The sequence below is a fragment of the Brevibacillus sedimenti genome (assembly GCF_020923495.1).
In the GTDB taxonomy this organism is placed as follows: Bacteria; Bacillota; Bacilli; order Brevibacillales; family Brevibacillaceae; genus Brevibacillus; species Brevibacillus aydinogluensis.
On record NZ_CP064048.1, the window covers coordinates 375,430 to 393,513 of the forward strand.

Here is an 18,084-nt window from a genome sequence, read left to right on the forward strand (position 1 = left end):
GGCAACGCTTTGGGCGAATCCGGCTGTTCGCACCGGACCGCGTCCGATCCGCACCGGATCATGCTCAGATGGAGTAGGCATGCGCTTGATTGTTGGCGAAAAACGGCTCCTCTACCCGCGCACCCAGGATTCTGTCCAGAATCACCCGCTCATAGTGGGCAAAACCGTTGTCCTTCACCCGGGGCCGGGCCAGGTTGATCTTGATGTCCATCGCCACCTTTCCCTCTTCCAGGAGAACCACACGGTCGGCCAGGGCGACTGCTTCGCTCACGTCGTGCGTCACCAAAATGGCGGAGAATCCCTGTTCCAGCCACAGCTTTTCGATCAACCGCTGCATCTCGATCCGGGTCAGCGCATCCAGCGCGCCCAACGGCTCATCCAACAGAAGCAGCCGGGGCTCTCCCGCCAAGGCGCGGGCCAGTGCGACGCGCTGCCGCTGCCCGCCGGACAGGACGCGGGGCCATTCGCCGGCGCGTTCGGACAGACCGACAAGACGCAGCGCTTCTTCCGCTGTCCGCTTCGCTCCCGCCCTGATCCCGAGCGCCACGTTGTCGATGACCTTTTTCCAGGGGAGCAGTCTGGAGTCCTGAAACATGATGCGCACCTCCGGGTACAGGCCGTAGAGGGGCTGGCGATCCACGTAAATCTGTCCTTCCGTCGGCTGGTCCAGGCCGGCAATCATCCGCAGCAACGTGCTTTTTCCGCATCCGCTCCGCCCGACGACGGCGACGAATTCGCCGGGCTGCATCGCAAGCCGCACCTGCCGCAGCACCCGGGTGGCGCCAAAAGCCTTGCCCACATCCTGCACATCGAGTGACATGCCGTAATTCGCATTCATACCATCACCCCCACGCCGGATCACCGCTTGCTGTAGCTCGGATGCCACTGCAGCCACCTTCTTTCGATCGCCTTTGCGATGCTGTCGGACAGTTTGCCCAACAGCGCGTACAAGAGTATGCTCAGCACGACGACATCCATCTGCATGAACTCACGGGCATTGGTGGCCATGTAGCCGATGCCGGAATCGGAGGCGATCGTTTCCGCCACGATCAGCGACATCCACATGACTCCGAGTGCGTAGCGGACCCCTACCAGGATGGAGGGAAGCGCCCCCGGCAGGATGACGTTCCAGAACAGAGCGAATCCGCTCAGCCCGTATACCCTGCCCATTTCCAGCAGACCGTGATCTACTGTGCGGATGCCGTGAAAGGTGTTGACGTAAATGGGAAACAAGACGCCCAGCGCGACGAGAACCAGTTTTGCTTCCTCTCCGATCCCGAACCACAGGATCACCAGCGGGATCAAGGCCAGATGAGGAATCGTGCGCACCATCTGCACCGATGTGTCCAGCAGCTTTTCGGCAGGGGGAAACACCCCGTTGAGCAACCCCAGGAAAAAGCCGAGGCCGCCGCCGATCAAAAAGCCGATCAGAGCCCGCTTGGCACTGGCTGCTATATAGTCAAACAGTTCCCCGTCCTGAACCAATTGCACCGCCGCCTCCACTACATGGACGGGCGTCGGCAGAACGCGCGTAGAGATGATCCCCCAGTCGCCGAGCACCTGCCACACGAGAATGACCAGAAGCGGAATGCTCCAGGGAATTACGTGCGCCAGGCCGCGTGTTTTCAACGTCAAACGCATGGCGAATCTCCTCCCGGGCCCAAGATGATGTCAGCCATGGGCGACCACGCTCCGGGACGAGACTTTTTTCTCGGGAAAACGGTCATTGCCGATGATTTCACCAGCCGGAGCTTCCGGCGTTCGATTCGCCAGCGGCAGATGCGGAAACAGCAGTTCCGCTACTCGATACGCCTCTTCCAGGTGGGGATAGCCGGAAAAGATAAACGTCTCGATGCCAAGCTCGGCGTACTCCAACATGCGGGCGGCGACAGTCTGCGGGTCGCCCACGAGCGCGGTCCCCGCCCCGCCTCTGACCAGACCGATGCCGGCCCACAGGTTGGGGCTGATCTCCAGATCGCTGCGGTTGCCGTTGTGCAGCCGAATCATCCGCTTTTGACCTTCGGAGTCGTAGTTGGCGAGCGCTTGCTGCGCCGTGCGGATCGTTTCTTCATCCAGGTGCTTGATCAGCTGTTCGGCGGCGTCCCACGCTTCCCGTTCCGTTTCCCGGACGATCACGTGCAGGCGGATGCCAAATCGGACGGTACGCCCGTTTGCTTCCGCCAGCGCGCGCACCTTCCTGATTTTTTCCGCCACCTGCTGCGGCGGCTCTCCCCATGTGAGATACACATCCACGTGTTCGGCCGCCACTTTAAGCGCCGCCTCGGACGAACCGCCAAAGTACAGCGGCGGATACGGTTTTTGGAACGGGGGAAACAGCAGACGCCCATTTTTCACATGCAGATACTCACCTTGAAAATTGACCTGTTCCCCTCTTAACAACGAGCGCCAAATGGTGAGAAATTCATCCGTCAATGCGTAACGGTCATCATGGGACAGATGGAGACCGTCCCCGGCCAACTCGACCGGGTCGCCGCCCGTCACCACGTTGATTAACAGACGGCCGTCGGAAAAGCGGTCGAGGGTGGCCGCCATGCGGGCTGCCGCCGCAGGAGAAACAATCCCGGGCCGAACTGCCACGAGAAACTTCATCTGCCGGGTGGCCGCGATCAGGGAAGATGCCACCACCCACGCGTCCTCGCATGACCGTCCCGTAGGCAGCAGGGCACCGCTGAACCCCAGCTCATCCGCCGCCTGGGCGATCTGACGCAAATAGTTGAACGTGACGGGACGCCCCCCTACGGATGTTCCCAGATAACGGCCATCCCCGTGAGTCGGTATAAACCAAAAGACTTCCATGAGCCCACTCCCTTTCTCTTACCGTGCTGGTCGATAAATTGCTTCCTGGACGGAAATGTTTTGCGGAATCAGCTTCAGGGCGAAATACGTATCAGCTATTTCCTGCTGCCCTTTTACAATGACGTCGTCAATCGGCTGAAGCCCGTACTCTCTGCGTTTCGCCGCCTTCTCCAGCGCGGCTGCGTCGATTTTCAACAGCGGCGCCAGCAGCTGGGCCACTTCCTTGGGATGTTCGTTGGCCCACGCGCTCACGTGCTCCACTTCTTCGAGCAATACGTGGATTATGTCGCCATGCTCCTCGGCAAAGCGTTTGGAGGCGAGGTAGAAATCGCGGTCCTCCGCCAGGCCTACGCCGTTGGCCAGCACCCGGACCTTGCCGGTGATCTCGATGTCGGCGAAATAGGGGTCCCACACTACCCACGCGTCGATTTTTCCCTGCTCAAACGCAATGCGGGCATCGGCCGGGGACAAAAACGACAGGGTCACGTCGCTGTACTGGAGGTTGGCCTTTTCCAGCGCCTTCACCAGCAGGTAATGAGCGCTGGACCCCTTGGCCAGGCCGATGTTCTTCCCTTTCAAGTCGGCCAGCGTGCGTATGCTGGACTCATGTTTGACGAGGATCGCAGAGCCTTCGGACTTTGCCTTGCCCGCAGCCACGTACACCAGGGGAGAGCCTGCCGCCTGGGCAAACACGGGAGGAGAATCGCCTGTTCGCCCGACGTCAAGATTGCCCGAGCTCAGCGCTTCCAGCAGCGGAGGACCGGCCGGAAACACGTGCCAGGTCACGTCGTATCCCCGTTCCTTCAATTGTTTTTCCAGGGTGCCGCGCTCTTTAACGATGTTCAGCGGATCCCCTTTCTGGTAGCCAATGCGCAGGACCTTCGCCGTTTCTTCCGATTGGGCAGCGGCCTGCCCCGCGCTTTCGCGGCTGTCCCCGGAGCATCCGATCAGAAAGGCGGCCGCCAGAAACAGTCCTGCGAGAAAAGCGGCAGCAGCACGGGTCCGCGGGTTTTTCCGTGAATCTGTGAGTGTCAGCACGAGTTTCCTCCTCTCATCAAATGTGGAGTATCAACAAAAAGGCTCCCACATGCTTGCATCAGAGCAAACAGGCAGGAGCCTTCAGTTGACTGATCGGCTGCGGATGTTTTATTTTTTGAACCCGGTGTCGTTGCTTACGATACAGTCTATTCCAACTATTCATACCTGTCAAGTATGTTTTTGGCACGAGCAAAGGGAGTGAGGGATATGGCTGTTGCCGTAACAGCTCATTCCCTGCACTCCGGCATGGCGCTGGCCCCCAGGGATGGGACCGGCCCCGCAGCACGGGGACGAAACTGCCATGTGGCCCATCATCATTTTCGCATATTGCGCTTTTCAGCCAGCTCGACGTAATACCCGGTTTCCTTCGCCACATCCTGCGTAAACTGGGCCGAGTCGGCATAGTCCGGCTCCACCTGTATGCCGTGCAGCTTTTTCACAAATGCGGGGTCGTTCACCATTTTCGCCACGGCTTCTTCCCACTTGTTGATCACGTAGTCGGGTGTCCCCTTGGGAAAAGAGACCCCGGTCCACCAGAACACGGTCAGCCCCTTTACTCCCTGCTCTTCGGCGGTGGGAACGTCGGGGAGAAACGGGCTGCGCTCGCTGCCGGACACCGCGAGAATCCTCACTTTCTTTGCCTGGAGCATGGGATTGATCTCGCCGACAGTATGGACAGCGAGGATCGCGTGTCCGCCCGCCACTTTGGGCAGTGAATCGGACGCGCCCTTCGTCACAATCATCCGGGTCTTGGTAAAATCAGCCCCGATCGCGTCCATCCATTCCGCCACACCGAATGCGGAAAATCCGGCAGGTCCGACGGAGGTCCAGGTCAACTGTTCCGGGTGCTGTTTCACCCATTGGGAGAATTCGGCGAAGTCCTTCCACGGCGCATCTGCCTTGACCGCGAACGCCAGCGTCCCTTTTCCGATCCGGGCGGCGTACACCTGGTCCTCATTGGTGATCAGGGGCTGTTTCATCCCCGCCGACAGCATGGACGTGTTGGAAACGTTGACGGCCAGCGCCGTGTAGCCGTCGTTTTTCGCCTGTTTCAGAGCGTACTGCGCCCCGACCGTGCCGCCGCCCCCCGGTTTGTTGACGACGACGACCGGCTGCCCCCACTCTTTGCTCAAATAATCTGCCGCAGCCCGGGCAACCAGATCTACCCCGCCCCCGGCGGAATAGGGAACCACGTACTCAATCTGTCTGTCGGGATAGACGGGAGCCGCCTGACCGGCAATGGCCTGCGTCTCAGAACCGACATCGGGTTGGGCAACGTCCGCCCCGCAGGCCGTCACCGCCACGGCTGCCAGGCAGGAGACGATCCCGCCGATCCATTTCCCATATGCTTTCAAACAACACTCCTCCTGTACAACAAGCTGCTCTCAATGATGCTAGGCCACGTCCGCGCCGTGTTGATGCTCTTCCCGCACCCGCTTTTGCGTCCGCCTGTTGAGCGCGAGGGAGATCAGCATCAGAGCGGCTGCCGCCAACAGGATGACCAGCGAGATGGGGCGCTCCAGCACGATTGCCACATCGCCGGACGACATGACCATCGTCTGGATAAACGACTCCTCCAGCAGCGGTCCGAGAATAAAGCACAACACCAGCGGCACGACCGGCCAGCGGTAGGTGTGAAACAGGTAGCCCAGCCCGCCGAACGCAAAGGCCACCGCCACGTCAAACAGGCTGTTTCGCACGCTGTACGCCCCGATGGTGCACAGCATCAGAATGACGGGCGCCATGATGCCGTACGGAACCTTCGTCAGTTTGACCCACACCCAGACCAGCGGCAGATTGAGTACCAGCAGCATCGCATTGCCGACGAACATGGACGCGATGACCGTCCAGACAAAGAGCGGGTGCTGCTCAAACAGCACGGGACCGGGCGTCAAACCGTAGATCATGAATCCGGCCAGCAGGATGGCCAGCGGCGGGGAAGAGGGAATGCCCAGGGAAAACAGGGGAATAAACCCGGCGCTGCTGGTGGCGTTGTTGGCCGCTTCCGGTGCAGCCACGCCCTCGATTGCACCCTTGCCAAACTGCTCCGGATGCTTCGACACTTTTTTCTCCAGATCGTAGGCGAGAAACGAGGTGATCGCGGCGGAACAGCCCGGCAGCAGCCCGAGGAAAAACCCAACCAACCCTCCTCTGATCGTGGGCGCGGCGCACTTTTTCACATCATTTTTTGACGGGTAAACGCTGCCGCGCGTGCCGATGACGGTGGCAATCCGCTTTTCCCCGATTCCCTTCAGCACTTCGGCAATCGCAAACAGGCCGATAATAATGCTGATCATGTCAAACCCGCCGCTCAGCAGAGGGATGCCGTAGTCAAACCGGGGCATCCCGGAAGACGGCCCCAGTCCCACCAGCGACAGCGTATATCCGAAGGCCCCCATCAAAAACCCCTTGATCAAGGAGCCTCCCGACAAGCTGACCATCAGCGTCAGGGCCAGGATCATCAGGGCAAAGTATTCGGGAGGACCAAACTTCAATGCCTGGTCTGCCAGGACGGGCGCAAAGCAGACCAATCCGACGACGCCCATGATCCCGGCCGCAAAGGAGGCGATGGCCGAAATGCCGAGGGCCGCCCCCCCTTTTCCCTTCTTCGCCAGCGGATAGCCGTCCAAACAGGTGGGGACCGACGAAATCTCTCCGGGGATGTTGAGGAGAATCGCCGTGGTCGATCCGCCGTACATGGCGCCGTAGTAAATGCCGGCCAGCATGATGATCCCCTGCGTCGGTTCCATTACGGCGGTGACGGGCAGCAGGATGGAGATGGCGGACGTGGGCCCCAATCCTGGCAGCACCCCCACAAACGTGCCAACCAGTGCGCCAAGTGCGGCCACAAGCAGGTTTTCCGGCGTAATCGCCTGTGCGAATCCAGCCAACAACAGGTGTAAGGTGTCCATGTTACCGCGTCCCTTTCACAGAAAAAATCCAGCAGGAAACGACATCTGCAGCCACATGATGAAAACCACGTACAGGCATCCAGTCAGGACCGCAGCCGAGGCGATGGCCGTCCCCCATCCGTACCTGCCGACGACGCGGAATAGAATCGCCGACACGATCATCGTCGCTGTCAGGTAGCCGACGATGTCAATCAAAAGGCAGTACGCTCCCAATAGAGCCAGGCAGCGGAATATGCTCGTTCGGTGGGGCGACGGCGGTTCTTTGTCCCGCTCCTGATCCCGGAACGAGCGAACCAGCAGGACCGCACCCAACAGCAGAAATCCGAGCCCCAGAATGGCCGGCAGCGTATGATCGCCCACATATGGGGACAGGGCGTAGGCCCGCAGCCGATACGCCTCAAGAATGACCACAACGCCCGCAATGATAGACAACACGGCCCCCAGAAAGTCAGGTACGTTGTACGGAAGTCTCACGTCATCACCTCGCCATGCGGTAGCCCTTCTTGCTGCACGTCCCTGACTTTCAGCGACGGCCGCAAGTCATACCACAGCCTATGGCACAGGCGCCCAATGTGTGCCGGCACAACAAAAATCCGAGGCGCTCGTACACCTCGGATTTCTTCTATTCCCCTGATGCAAAATCAGCCCGCGTCCTTGACCCGGGAGGGCAGCATGACGGTAAAGCTGGAACCTGCGCCCTCCTCGCTTTCCACGCGAATCCGGCCGCCGTGGGCATCCACGATCCACTTCGCGATGGACAGGCCCAAGCCGGTGCCTTCCATCTTTCGGGAACGCATTTTGTCCCCGCGGTAAAACCGGTCGAAGATGAAGGGAAGATCCTCCTTGGCAATGCCGATGCCGGTATCGGCCACGACCATCGTGACCCAATGGTTGTCCCGTCTGCACGTGACCTTGATCGTTCCTTTTTCTTTCGTGTATTTCAAAGCGTTGTCCAGGAGAATCACCAGCAGTTGGTACAGCCGTTCCCCATCTCCGCACATGTCCAGCGGCTGCTCGATGTTTGCCTGCACGTCAATCTCCTTCAGCTCGGCAAGCTGCTGAAAGGACTGCACCGCTTTCCACGCCAGCTCGTCCAGTCGGACGTGCTGCTTCATAATCTGCAGTTCGTTGGAATCAGAGCGGGCCAGGGTGAGCAAATCGGATACCAGCTTGTTCAACCGCTTCGTCTCTTGTATGCTGACCCAAATATTTTCGCTTTCCTGTTCAATCGTATGGTCGGGATTGCGGAACAGCCGTTCGAGATGAACGAGAATGACCGACAGCGGCGTGCGCAGTTCGTGGGAGGCGTCCGCGATAAAACGCTGCTGCTTCTCCCACGACAGTTGAATGGGAATCAGTGCCCTCTTGGCAAGGAACAGCCCCGCGAAGACAGCGATCACGATGCTGACCACACCGCCGATTCCCAACACGTACAGGAGGGTGTTCAGCATTTTTTCTTCCGGTTCCAGGTTGACCACCATCTGGATCCGTTTCACCTTCCACACCCGTCCCTCCGCAAACACCCGCTTGTCGATGGACAAGGTGTAGACGCGGTAGGTCTGCCCGTCCACCGTCAAGGTTTCAATGCCATCCGCCACTCCGTCCGGCCGGAACTTCAGCAGTTCTGCCGGGTCGATGGAGTCGCCGTATTCCTTGCGAATCAGCTCTCCCCGATCGTCCCAGAGCAGGAAGACCATCCGCCTGTCCACGTCGAGCATCCGCCTTTTCTCTGCCCGAAAAAACGGAAACGGATCAAACAGCAGACGTTTTCCGATCTGCTTCAATTCTGCGTCCACCTGAGCATACAGCCGATACTGCATGGAGGCGTACAGCGCGCCCCCCAGACCGTTCAACAGCAGGACGAACACGATCACATTCAGCGTGACCAGGCGGATTCGCGTCTTTCTAAACATGCTCATTGTTTCCCTTCAGGATGTAGCCGACGTTCCGAATCGTGCGGATATAGTGGTCGCACCCGTGATCGGCCAGTTTTTTGCGCAGATAATGGACATACAGGTCCACAATGCCGTAGTTCGCCTCGGATTCGATGCCCCAGACCCGGTCGAAAATCTGGTCGCGCGATAAAATCTGTTCCCGGTTGTAGAGAAAATACTTGAGCAGATCGTACTCCTTGCTGGTCAACCGCAGCGGATGGGGTCCCACATACCCGTCGTGCTCGTACTCCTTCAGGCAAATCGGGCCATAGCTCAGCTCGCCTTCCTTGGCAAACTTCCCGTTGCGCCGCAGCAGCGCTCTCGTTCGCGCCAGCAGTTCTTCCACCGCAAACGGTTTGACCAGGTAATCGTCGGCTCCGGCGTCCAAGCCTTCGACCCGGGCTTCCACGCTGTCTTTGGCGGTAAGAAACAAAACCGGTGTCAAATTGCCTTTTGACCGCAACGTTCTTATCATCGACAAGCCGTCCAAACCAGGCATCATGATATCCAGCACCAGCAGATCGTAAATGCCTCGTTCCGCCAGCAGCAGGCCTTCATCTCCCCGGTCGGCACAGTCTACCTGATATCCTTCTTCCTTAAACACGGCGCTAATCGCCTGAAGCAAATGACGTTCATCCTCTACTACGAGAATTCGCATACCCACCCCTCTTTCCTACTCCTGTCCCCTGCCTTCTGCGTTGCGGGCGACGGCAGGGAAGAGCGCATTTCTATGTTTATATACTACACCAATTGTGCCTGTGGCCGTACGCTCCCAATCTATTAGTAAACCATCCGTTTTTTTGAAACAGATTTGAAAAAGGCAGGTGATTGCTCACCTGCCTCAGTGTGTAGACAACGTCCATGTCGCATGAATGATCGGGCCCGCTCGCTCTCTTGACGACCAGCAAAGAAGCGGATCGCGTCCGCTCCAAAACGCGACGCGGGCAGGGGGCAAACATCTGGGTATTTCGATGAAGTGAGACTTGTGCCCCCTGTTTTCCCCGCGTCGTCTTCCGTTTTTCCGCTGGGCAGGTCGTCAAAGGAGCTCGCATGGCCCATCACTCCATGCCCGTACTTTATCTCCACCTTCGGTTGATCAATGTGCAGGCCTTTCGGCCCGACAACAATGGAAAGATCGTTTCCTTGCGGAACCTCAATGAAAAAGTACAGTTTGTCTGCAGTCTGAGGCAGGTGATTGCTCACCTGCCTCAGTTTCGCTGTTTCAACAATTACTGTTCTACCACGGTCTTTTCAGCGTGACCGGCGGGAAAGGTCCGCTCGATCAGCTTCTTCACCACGTTCTCGATCTCTGCTTTTCGCTTGTCCGCCTGCTCCTGTGTCAGCTTGCCTTCCTTCACTGCTGCTGCCAGGCGTTCTTCCTCCTGCTTGGTCAAGAGGCTGACCAGCTCATCCGTGGACACGCCCTGCTCCTTGGCCACGTCGGCCAGTGATTTGCCGTCTTTCAGCTCGCTTTGCAGTTGTTCCTTATCCAGCTTCAGCAGATCCAGCAGCTCTTCATTGTCGCCGAATCCCGGGAACAGTGCGCGGAACTTCACGAAGCCTTTTCCCGGATGAGTGTTTTCCACGAAGTGCTTCACCCGCTCGGCAATGTTCTCCTTCAGTTTATCCGCCTGCTCTTGCGTCAGCTTGCCTTCCTTCACCGCTGCTGCCAGACGTTCTTCCTCCTGCTTGGTCAAGAGGCTGACCAGCTCATCCGTGGACACGCCCTGCTCCTTGGACACGTCGGCCAGCGATTTGCCGTCTTTCAGCTTGCTTTGCAGTTGTTCCTTATCCAGCTTCAGCAGATCCAGCAGCTCTTCATTGTCACCGAATCCCGGGAACAGTGCGCGGAACTTCACGAAGCCTTTTCCCGGATGAGTGTTTTCCACGAAGTGCTGCACCCGCTCGGCAATGCTCTCCTTCAGTTTATCCGCCTGCTCTTGCGTCAGCTTGCCTTCCTTCACCGCTGCTGCCAGACGTTCTTCCTCCTGCTTGGTCAAGAGGCTGACCAGCTCATCCGTGGACACGCCCTGCTCCTTGGACACGTCGGCCAGCGATTTGCCGTCTTTCAGCTTGCTTTGCAGTTGTTCCTTATCCAGCTTCAGCAGATCCAGCAGCTCATCGTTATCCCAGAGGGACGGCCCTTTTACGAATACTTTACCTTTTCCGAGTTTCTCCGCGCTGAACCAGCCCTTATGTTCGAACTTGACGCCTTTATCCACAGGCTGCTGATTGTCGGCAGCGGCGTAGACGCTTCCGATGCTGCCAATGCTCAACGCCGTAGCCATTGCTCCCAACAGCATTCCGATTTTTGCTTTGCTGAACATGATCTCCATCATCCTTTCCAATATTTTAAACTTGTACCCAGGTACAGCTTTAGTGTAGGGTTTCAATCTTTGATTCGCCTTAGAGAACTGTGGAAAACTCTAGGAATGATCGTGGAAGAGTTGTGTGTCGGGTGAACGCATGAAAAAAGGAACCCGCTGTTTTCAGCGAGTTCCCTGTCGCAAGTGTCCCCCGATGTTTCCCCCGGGGATTCATTCAGATTTCTTTTCCGTCCAATTCAATGTCGCCGCTGCTGGCATCACCGTAGAAGTCGTGCAGTTCATCGTCGTCGGCGATGTCAATGATGACCCCGTCGATATCAGCATCCTCGAATTCATCCCAGATATCGTTGCAGATATTTTCCACCAGTCTCTCGATGTCTCTGGTAGAAAGATCGTCGTATTCATCCTGATACTCGTCAAGGTCTACTTCAATCTCCACCTCAATCTCATCCTCGTCGCCGCTCAAGTAAATCGACCATTCCAGATCCTCATAATCTCCATAGTCGTAGTTCAGGTCATCTTCCAGCTCTTCGATCCGGTCATCGACGTCATCGTCTTCGGCTTTTGCCAGCTTGTCCTCCGCATCCTTCAATTTCTTCTCCAGCTCGGCAATCCGGGCATCTTTTAGCGCAATTTCCGCCTGCAGGGTGGCAATGCGGGGGTCTTCCTTGTCCGTGACGCTCACGGTATACGTGTTCCCGTCCCACGCCACATTCTTGTTAAACACACCGGCCATCATCCGCAGAGGAATGTAGGTCGTGCCGTTGATCAAAAACGGTTCGATGTCGGTGGGAACAAGCTGGCCGTTGTACGTCACTTTCACATTGTTGTATTTAACCTGCACGTTTTTGGTCGCGACCGCGGCATCGGAACTGGATGCCAGAACGCCTGCCAGCAGTACGGAAGACAGGACAACGGCCGACGACTTTTTCCACATGCCCGCTCTCTTCCCCTTGGTATTTTTCAACACCATGTCTCACCCCTTCAGCCAATTCCTGATTTTGGTACCGACCCCGGTACAAGCACAGTGTATCGTTTCTTTTTTTGAATTCTCTTTGAAATCGGACATTTTTTGCACAAATCCTCACCCGCTCAACTGGCGCATGTTTCGCGTCATGCCCTCCACGGTGTACATGATCCGGGACAGTCCCCATGACAGGAACACAGTGCCCGCGTAGATCACCAGCAGGTAGAGCAGTGTCAACCCGATGTTGGCGAAAATCCACGACAGATCCCCCGTTAGCTTGATCAGCGCGAGGTTGCAGCAGATCATGACGGCCGAATGGGTCAAATAGATAAACAGCGTGAGCCCTTTCCGGAAACGTATCGGAATGGAATCTGCCCAGCGCTCCAGCACCATGATCAGCACGATCAGGGAGACAAACGCCGCCAGCACGAATCGCAGGTGAACCGCCACATAAATGGTGTCAGACAGGATAAACAGGACCGCGCTAACAACGGACAGCAGCGCACAGGCGAGCAGCAGCCCCCGATGCGTTCGCAGGAAGTGCATCATCTCATGCCGGTACCAATACAGCAGATGGCCCAGGTAAAAGGTGAAGATCCAGGCGGGAAAGAAATGGCGCGTCGTCAACCCCAGCCATCCGTGATGCAGGTAGTGAATGTACACGTATTGAAGTCCCATGAACAACCAGATCAGGACCGTGATGTTTTGCTTGGTGATCATGTTTCGAAACAGGTAGGCAAAGACGTAATACTGGCACAGCATAAACAGAAAGTAGAGCTGATCGCCCGTCTTGCCCAAGAGAATCGAGACAAACGCTGCTTTCGTATGCGGCCATTCGTCGTAGAGCAAATAATGATACACCACTCCGGCGCACAGGAACGGCACAACTACATACAGCAGCTTTCCGGAAAAGAACTGCCGCGCCGTTGGCCGTTTGACATCAAAGGTGTGGGCCGTAAAAAACCCGCTGATCATCGCCAGGAGAACAGTGCCGTACCGGCTCAGCTGATTCAGGGCAGTGGCCCAGAAAGCACTGTCGTACTGAAGCACCAAGGCCGTGTAATGACCCGAAAATACGAGAAAGGATGACAACAACTGCATAAGAAAAAGCGTTTTAAACAACCGCGACTCTTTACCCATTTCAACGCTCCTTTGTATAGGGATTGCCGGTCCCAAGCTGCCCGATCCTCTTTTGGGTAATGTTTTTAATATAAAATAACAATTTTTGATTCAGATTTGAAACGGCGATGGCTACACGGTCTGCTCTCTGGACCTGGCAGCCACAGCCTTTTTCGCCAAATGAAAAGACCCGCGCCAGTCATTGACGCGGGTGGAGATGTGTGCCGCCAGCCAGCAGTTGGCTTACGCGGTTTTCTTCAGTTTTTTGGCTGCCCAGTTGCCGAGCGATTGGATTGCCTGCACCAGGCAGATCAGAATGATCACCGTCATGATCATCACTTCAATGTCCCACTGCTGATAGCCGTAGCGCAACGCCAAATCGCCCAGGCCGCCCGCGCCGACCGCTCCCGCCATCGCCGTCGCCCCGATCAGGCCGATGGTCGCGATGGTCAGGCACAAGACGATGCCCGGTCGGGCTTCGCGAATCATGATGCGAAAAATGATTTGCGAGCGGGACGCGCCCATCGCCTGATACGCCTCGATTACGCCCCGGTCCACTTCGAGCAGTGCCGTTTCCATCAGGCGGGCGATATACGGCGTGGTGTACACGATAAGCGGCACGATCGCGCCCTCGACACCGATGGAGGTGCCGACGACAAACTCTGTGAATGGAATGATCGCCACCATCAAAATGATGAAGGGAAGCGAACGAATCACGTTAATGATGACGTTGAGACTGTGGTAGACCCATTTGTTGGGGGCAAGGTGATCCGGACGGGTAATGACCAGCAGCACGCCCAGCGGGATGCCCAAGAGCGTGGCGATGAACAGGGAGACCCCGACCATGATCACCGTTTCTTCAAACGATTGGTAAAACAACGGCAGCAGTTCCACCAGTCGATCCATTATACCCCCACCTCCGCTTGTGATACGACATCCACCCGGTACACGGACTGGCGCAGATACGCAATTCCCTCCTGCACCGCCTTGTCTTCACCGGAAATATGCAGCAGCAGAATGCCGAGCGCGGTACCTTTTATCGAGCTGATCGATCCGTACAGCAGGTTTGTTTTGACCGGATAGCGGGAGGCAAGCGTTCCCAACACAGGATCGAGCGCCGCATCGCCGCGGAACGCGACGCGCAGGATGTACGCGCTGGGACCGGCGTTCTTGATTTTGGCCAGCATCTCTTTCGGGACCTTGTCATCAAAAACCGTCTTGATAAAGTTGCCCGTCGTCGGCTGCTGTGGATTGCTGAAGACATCCAGTACCGTTCCCTGCTCGATGATGACCCCGTTTTCCATAATCGCGACGCGGTCGCAGATTTTTTTAATGACCTGCATCTCGTGGGTGATCAGCACAATCGTCAGGCCAAACTTTTGGTTGATGTCCAACAGCAGGTCAAGAATCGACTCTGTGGTTTGCGGGTCAAGCGCCGAGGTCGCCTCGTCGCATAGCAGGATTTCCGGGTCCATGGCCAGCGCCCGGGCGATCCCCACCCGCTGTTTCTGCCCGCCCGACAATTGGGAGGGGTAGGCGTTTGCCTTGTCTTCCAAACCTACCAGGCGCAAAAGTTCCTCCACTTTTTTACGAATCTGCTCTTTCGGCACCCGATTCATCCTGAGAATTTCGGCCACGTTGTCAAACACGTTGTACGACGACAGCAGGTTAAAATGCTGAAAAATGACGCCAATCTTTTTGCGGGCCTGGCGCAGTTCCTTTTCGGACAGCTTCAGCATGTCCTGCCCGTTGACCACAACCGATCCGCTTGTCGGCTTTTCCAGCAGGTTGATCGTTCGCAGCAGGGTGCTCTTCCCTGCTCCGCTGAATCCGATCACGCCAAATATTTCTCCTTTGTTGACGTGGAGCGTTACGCCCTTTAATGCGTCTACCTGTTTGCTGCCAACCTTGTATGTCTTGTGAATATTCGTCAGCTGTATCATCTGCCCATGCTCCTCCCTGTTGGGACGCTCCCCTCCTTACCAAGAAGGGAGCACCGATCCGGAAAACTCTTCTTCGATGAACTTCTTGACTTCTTCCGACCGATAGAGCGTGACCAGTTTTTGATAGAGCGGGTTGTCCTTGTCCTTTGCGTTGACTGCGATAACGTTGACGTACGGGGAGTCCGCACCTTCGGCAAAAATCGCGTCTTTTTTCGGGTTGTACCCTGCTTCCATGGCAAAGTTGGTGTTGATGCTTGCCGCATCCAGGCTCTTCAGCGTCCGGGCGAGCAGGGCCGCCTCCAGTTCTTTAAAGACCAGTCTTTTCGGATTTTCGATGATGTCCTGCGGCGTTGCATTGTCGCCGACGCCGTCTTTCAGCTTGATCAATCCCGCCGCCTGATAAAGCAGCAAAGCGCGCGCCCTGTTGGTCGGGTCGTTTTGGATGCCGACCGTGCCGCCTTCCGGGATGTCTTCTACCTTCTTGTACTTGGTGGAGTAAATCCCCATCGGGAAGGTAACGGTTTTGCCAATCTCGACGATCTGCGTTTTGTGATCTTCATTAAATTTCTCTAAAAACGGAATGGTTTGAAAGCTGTTTACGTCAATGTTTCCTTTATCCAACGCCTGATTGGGAAGAACGTAGTCGTTGAACACGACGACTTCGATGTCCAATCCTTCTTTCGCGGCCACTTCTTTTACCTTGTTCATGATTTCTTCGTGCGGGCCGGCCGTCACACCCACCTTGATCGACGTTTTCTCCCCAGCAGATGCGGCCGAATCGTCCGACGAGTTACCTCCGCAAGCGGAAAGCAGCGTGCCGATCACGAGCAGCATGATCATCAACAAACGCGTTTTTTTCATGTTGTGTTTCTCTCCTTTTCTCCGATCACACGATGATTTTTGCATAAGTGAACATCATATCTTTGTGTTTATAATTCCGATATGATTAGTTGGATTATAGCGTGTCTCCCAATGTCTGTCAATGACCACCAATAATCAGAGAATTGCGAACATATCAAGCACGAATGTCAACGATGCAGATGATTTGTCAAATACGTGCCGAAGGAAGTGGAACCTGAATGTGCGAAGAAATGATGTGCAGGATCGTGAATGCGGACAAAAACCGGGAGAGATTTGAGGATCATGCTGGGGGACAGCAAATCGGGGGTCAGCTGGAGCAAATATGTTTGGCTGACTCAACAGCGGTGAATTGAGATACTCGCTATGACGGTGTATAATTAGAGATTGTCACATTGCCTTATCGTTCATCGAAAACAAATGATCTACGTCTTCTGCCATGCTTCCGGAGCTTGAAATCGTCCATGCCGTTCCATGCACGAAGCGGACGAACCTGGAGCAGGCGGTTGTTTGATAAAAAGCTCCGACCATCTAGTCTTTAGATGATCGGAGAAGTAGTACGTGAACGATGTCATTATAATTGATCAATATAATAATTTCCTTATATAAATCATGGTAGCTAAGTGAAGTATCTCCTCATTTGGTGCTTTTGCGAAAAAAAGGAGGCAGTCTCCTGCACAATTTGACTGCCTCAAATTTATTCCCAAGAACATTTGTCGAGGAATTGCCTCTTCACCATGTTTATCGGATGGCCAAGCGGACAAATTCATGCATAAATTATGGTAATTGGTCTGACCACCTGCACTTCAATCAATAACCCACCTTGTGATTATATCGTTTCTGACCTTTCCTCCCTTTTCCATTTATCAATCATTTCCTGTGTGATCATGTGTCTGGAATCTACAGCGTCCATCAGTTCATCATGGGGCATTGAATTTTCTCCGTTTCCATAAAATAACGTGATATGTACTCCTTCTGATTGAGCTATCTCTACTGCGGGGATAAAATCACTATCCCCTGTGATCAAGATTGCGTGAGTTATTAATCTTTTCGTACCATGCATCACTAAATCAGTAGCTAAAGCAACATCGACTCTTTTTTGTTCAAACAAAGGTTTTCCGTCATCCGTTTTTCCTCTGTATTGTAATTTACCCTTCCGAACGGTAAAACTATTCAATCTACTCAATCTTCTGAGAAATCTCTCCGCAGATGAAAACTTTTGTTTTTCCTCAGGTGTCGGCTCGGCGGATTGGTAAGGTAAACAGTGATAATAATATGCGCGCAGCAAGGGATTTTCGCCGGTCAAGTCTTGAACCATCTTTTCGTAATCGATTTTCGCCTTGCCATAATGAAGCAATACATTATCCAGGTACCCGCCATCAATGAAAACTGCCGCCCTTCTCTGCAAGTTGCTACCCTCCCCATAACGAAATAGCGGGAAAGGTTGCCCTTTCCCGCTGACTACTCTTGACCTACCATCCGTAAAAGAACGGTAGCGATCATCTCTAGAAATTATTATACGCATAAGCTCCGGTAAAGTAAACGGACAGCGTTAAAACGGTCTTTTTAATCCCACGCAAACCGCTGCTCTTTCCACGGGTCGCCGTACATGTGATAGCCGTTCTTCTCCCAGAATCCCTGCTTGTCTTTTTCCAAAAACTCGACGCCGCGCACCCATTTGGCGCTTTTCCAGAAGTACAGGTGCGGGATGACGAAGCGGAGCGGCCAGCCGTGTTCCGGGGTGAGGTCCTGTCCGTTGTGCTTGTAGGCAAACAGGTTGCCCGGCCTGAGGAAATCGTCCAGCGGCATGTTGGCCGTCCAGCCAAATTCGGCGTGCAGCATCACGTATTTGGCCTCCGGCTTCACCTTGACCAGCTTCACGATTTCTTCCACGGGAATGCCTTCCCAGACGTTGTCCAGCTTGCTCCAGCCGGTGACGCAGTGAATGTCGTTGGTCACCTGGGTTTTGGGCAGGGCCATGATCTGCTCATAGGTAAGCGTCACTTCCTGCTCGACCAGGCCGAAAATGCGAAAGCTCCACTGGGTTGCCAAATCGGTGTACTCCGGTACATCGCCGTAGTGCAGGACGGGAAAGCCGGTCGTCACTTTCTGATTGGGGGGCACGCGGTCATGCCTGCTTTCCAGGGGCTTGTTGGTAACCATGGGGCT

18 protein-coding genes are annotated in these 18,084 nt (G+C 55.6%); all 18 read right to left on the reverse strand.

All coding sequences use genetic code 11. From position 1 onward, the window contains the following. Nucleotides 1-64: 64 nt before the first annotated feature. The gene (locus IRT44_RS01830) at nucleotides 65-838 is read right to left on the reverse strand and encodes an ATP-binding cassette domain-containing protein (protein WP_212132115.1); all 774 of its coding nucleotides are present in this window, start codon (nucleotides 836-838) and stop codon (nucleotides 65-67) included. A 20-nt stretch (nucleotides 839-858) separates the two neighbouring features. After that, complete coding sequence (gene ssuC / locus IRT44_RS01835) at nucleotides 859-1,641, reverse strand: aliphatic sulfonate ABC transporter permease SsuC (protein WP_230077346.1); 783 nt, start codon at nucleotides 1,639-1,641, stop codon at nucleotides 859-861. Nucleotides 1,642-1,671: 30 nt separating this feature from the next. Beyond that, nucleotides 1,672-2,817, reverse strand: a complete 1,146-nt coding sequence (gene ssuD, locus IRT44_RS01840) for an FMNH2-dependent alkanesulfonate monooxygenase (protein WP_171567485.1) — start codon at nucleotides 2,815-2,817, stop codon at nucleotides 1,672-1,674. An 18-nt stretch (nucleotides 2,818-2,835) separates the two neighbouring features. Next, nucleotides 2,836-3,855 carry a sulfonate ABC transporter substrate-binding protein gene (locus IRT44_RS01845; protein ID WP_230077347.1) on the reverse strand — a complete coding sequence of 340 codons (1,020 nt, stop codon included), beginning with the start codon at nucleotides 3,853-3,855 and terminating at the stop codon, nucleotides 2,836-2,838. A gap of 314 nt (nucleotides 3,856-4,169) precedes the next feature. Next, a complete protein-coding gene (locus IRT44_RS01850; RefSeq protein ID WP_171567483.1) occupies nucleotides 4,170-5,210 on the reverse strand; it encodes a tripartite tricarboxylate transporter substrate binding protein in 1,041 nt (346 codons plus the stop codon). A 39-nt stretch (nucleotides 5,211-5,249) separates the two neighbouring features. Next, complete coding sequence (locus IRT44_RS01855) at nucleotides 5,250-6,767, reverse strand: tripartite tricarboxylate transporter permease (RefSeq protein WP_230077348.1); 1,518 nt, start codon at nucleotides 6,765-6,767, stop codon at nucleotides 5,250-5,252. A gap of 15 nt (nucleotides 6,768-6,782) precedes the next feature. Beyond that, a complete protein-coding gene (locus IRT44_RS01860) occupies nucleotides 6,783-7,202 on the reverse strand; it encodes a tripartite tricarboxylate transporter TctB family protein (RefSeq protein ID WP_230077842.1) in 420 nt (139 codons plus the stop codon). A 206-nt stretch (nucleotides 7,203-7,408) separates the two neighbouring features. After that, nucleotides 7,409-8,680, reverse strand: a complete 1,272-nt coding sequence (locus IRT44_RS01865) for a sensor histidine kinase (protein WP_212132120.1) — start codon at nucleotides 8,678-8,680, stop codon at nucleotides 7,409-7,411. Beyond that, on the reverse strand, nucleotides 8,673-9,359 hold the full coding sequence (locus IRT44_RS01870; protein ID WP_171567480.1) for a response regulator transcription factor: 687 nt from the start codon (nucleotides 9,357-9,359) through the stop codon (nucleotides 8,673-8,675). The genes IRT44_RS01865 and IRT44_RS01870 overlap by 8 nt, the downstream gene beginning before the upstream one ends. Before the next feature lie 122 nt (nucleotides 9,360-9,481). Continuing rightward, nucleotides 9,482-9,904, reverse strand: a complete 423-nt coding sequence (locus IRT44_RS01875) for a hypothetical protein (RefSeq protein WP_171567479.1) — start codon at nucleotides 9,902-9,904, stop codon at nucleotides 9,482-9,484. A gap of 26 nt (nucleotides 9,905-9,930) precedes the next feature. Continuing rightward, on the reverse strand, nucleotides 9,931-11,028 hold the full coding sequence (locus IRT44_RS01880) for a hypothetical protein (protein WP_230077349.1): 1,098 nt from the start codon (nucleotides 11,026-11,028) through the stop codon (nucleotides 9,931-9,933). Nucleotides 11,029-11,242: 214 nt separating this feature from the next. Then, nucleotides 11,243-11,965 (reverse strand): stalk domain-containing protein, encoded by a 723-nt coding sequence (locus tag IRT44_RS01885; RefSeq protein ID WP_171567492.1) that lies wholly within the window; start codon nucleotides 11,963-11,965, stop codon nucleotides 11,243-11,245. Between the two features lie 147 nt (nucleotides 11,966-12,112). Next, nucleotides 12,113-13,135 (reverse strand): acyltransferase family protein, encoded by a 1,023-nt coding sequence (locus IRT44_RS01890; RefSeq protein ID WP_171567477.1) that lies wholly within the window; start codon nucleotides 13,133-13,135, stop codon nucleotides 12,113-12,115. Between the two features lie 222 nt (nucleotides 13,136-13,357). Beyond that, nucleotides 13,358-14,020 carry a methionine ABC transporter permease gene (locus IRT44_RS01895; RefSeq protein ID WP_171567476.1) on the reverse strand — a complete coding sequence of 221 codons (663 nt, stop codon included), beginning with the start codon at nucleotides 14,018-14,020 and terminating at the stop codon, nucleotides 13,358-13,360. Further along, nucleotides 14,020-15,057 carry a methionine ABC transporter ATP-binding protein gene (locus IRT44_RS01900; protein ID WP_171567475.1) on the reverse strand — a complete coding sequence of 346 codons (1,038 nt, stop codon included), beginning with the start codon at nucleotides 15,055-15,057 and terminating at the stop codon, nucleotides 14,020-14,022. Before IRT44_RS01900 ends, IRT44_RS01895 begins: the two co-directional genes overlap by 1 nt. Nucleotides 15,058-15,093: 36 nt before the next feature. After that, a complete protein-coding gene (locus IRT44_RS01905; protein WP_230077350.1) occupies nucleotides 15,094-15,918 on the reverse strand; it encodes a MetQ/NlpA family ABC transporter substrate-binding protein in 825 nt (274 codons plus the stop codon). 826 nt (nucleotides 15,919-16,744) lie between these two features. Next, nucleotides 16,745-17,323 (reverse strand): NYN domain-containing protein, encoded by a 579-nt coding sequence (locus IRT44_RS01910; protein WP_230077351.1) that lies wholly within the window; start codon nucleotides 17,321-17,323, stop codon nucleotides 16,745-16,747. Between the two features lie 158 nt (nucleotides 17,324-17,481). Further along, nucleotides 17,482-18,078 carry a sulfite oxidase-like oxidoreductase gene (locus IRT44_RS01915; protein ID WP_171567472.1) on the reverse strand — a complete coding sequence of 199 codons (597 nt, stop codon included), beginning with the start codon at nucleotides 18,076-18,078 and terminating at the stop codon, nucleotides 17,482-17,484. Between the last annotated feature and the right edge of the window lie 6 nt (nucleotides 18,079-18,084).

Coding starts and splice junctions, on each gene's coding strand:
- IRT44_RS01830 (WP_212132115.1), bottom strand. CDS start 838: ATGAATGCGAATTACGGCATGTCACTCGATGTGCAGGATGTGGGCAAG.
- ssuC (WP_230077346.1), bottom strand. CDS start 1,641: ATGCGTTTGACGTTGAAAACACGCGGCCTGGCGCACGTAATTCCCTGG.
- ssuD (WP_171567485.1), bottom strand. CDS start 2,817: ATGGAAGTCTTTTGGTTTATACCGACTCACGGGGATGGCCGTTATCTG.
- IRT44_RS01855 (WP_230077348.1), bottom strand. CDS start 6,767: ATGGACACCTTACACCTGTTGTTGGCTGGATTCGCACAGGCGATTACG.
- IRT44_RS01865 (WP_212132120.1), bottom strand. CDS start 8,680: ATGTTTAGAAAGACGCGAATCCGCCTGGTCACGCTGAATGTGATCGTG.
- IRT44_RS01870 (WP_171567480.1), bottom strand. CDS start 9,359: ATGCGAATTCTCGTAGTAGAGGATGAACGTCATTTGCTTCAGGCGATT.
- IRT44_RS01880 (WP_230077349.1), bottom strand. CDS start 11,028: ATGTTCAGCAAAGCAAAAATCGGAATGCTGTTGGGAGCAATGGCTACG.
- IRT44_RS01885 (WP_171567492.1), bottom strand. CDS start 11,965: ATGTGGAAAAAGTCGTCGGCCGTTGTCCTGTCTTCCGTACTGCTGGCA.
- IRT44_RS01890 (WP_171567477.1), bottom strand. CDS start 13,135: ATGGGTAAAGAGTCGCGGTTGTTTAAAACGCTTTTTCTTATGCAGTTG.
- IRT44_RS01895 (WP_171567476.1), bottom strand. CDS start 14,020: ATGGATCGACTGGTGGAACTGCTGCCGTTGTTTTACCAATCGTTTGAA.
- IRT44_RS01900 (WP_171567475.1), bottom strand. CDS start 15,057: ATGATACAGCTGACGAATATTCACAAGACATACAAGGTTGGCAGCAAA.
- IRT44_RS01905 (WP_230077350.1), bottom strand. CDS start 15,918: ATGAAAAAAACGCGTTTGTTGATGATCATGCTGCTCGTGATCGGCACG.
- IRT44_RS01915 (WP_171567472.1), bottom strand. CDS start 18,078: ATGGTTACCAACAAGCCCCTGGAAAGCAGGCATGACCGCGTGCCCCCC.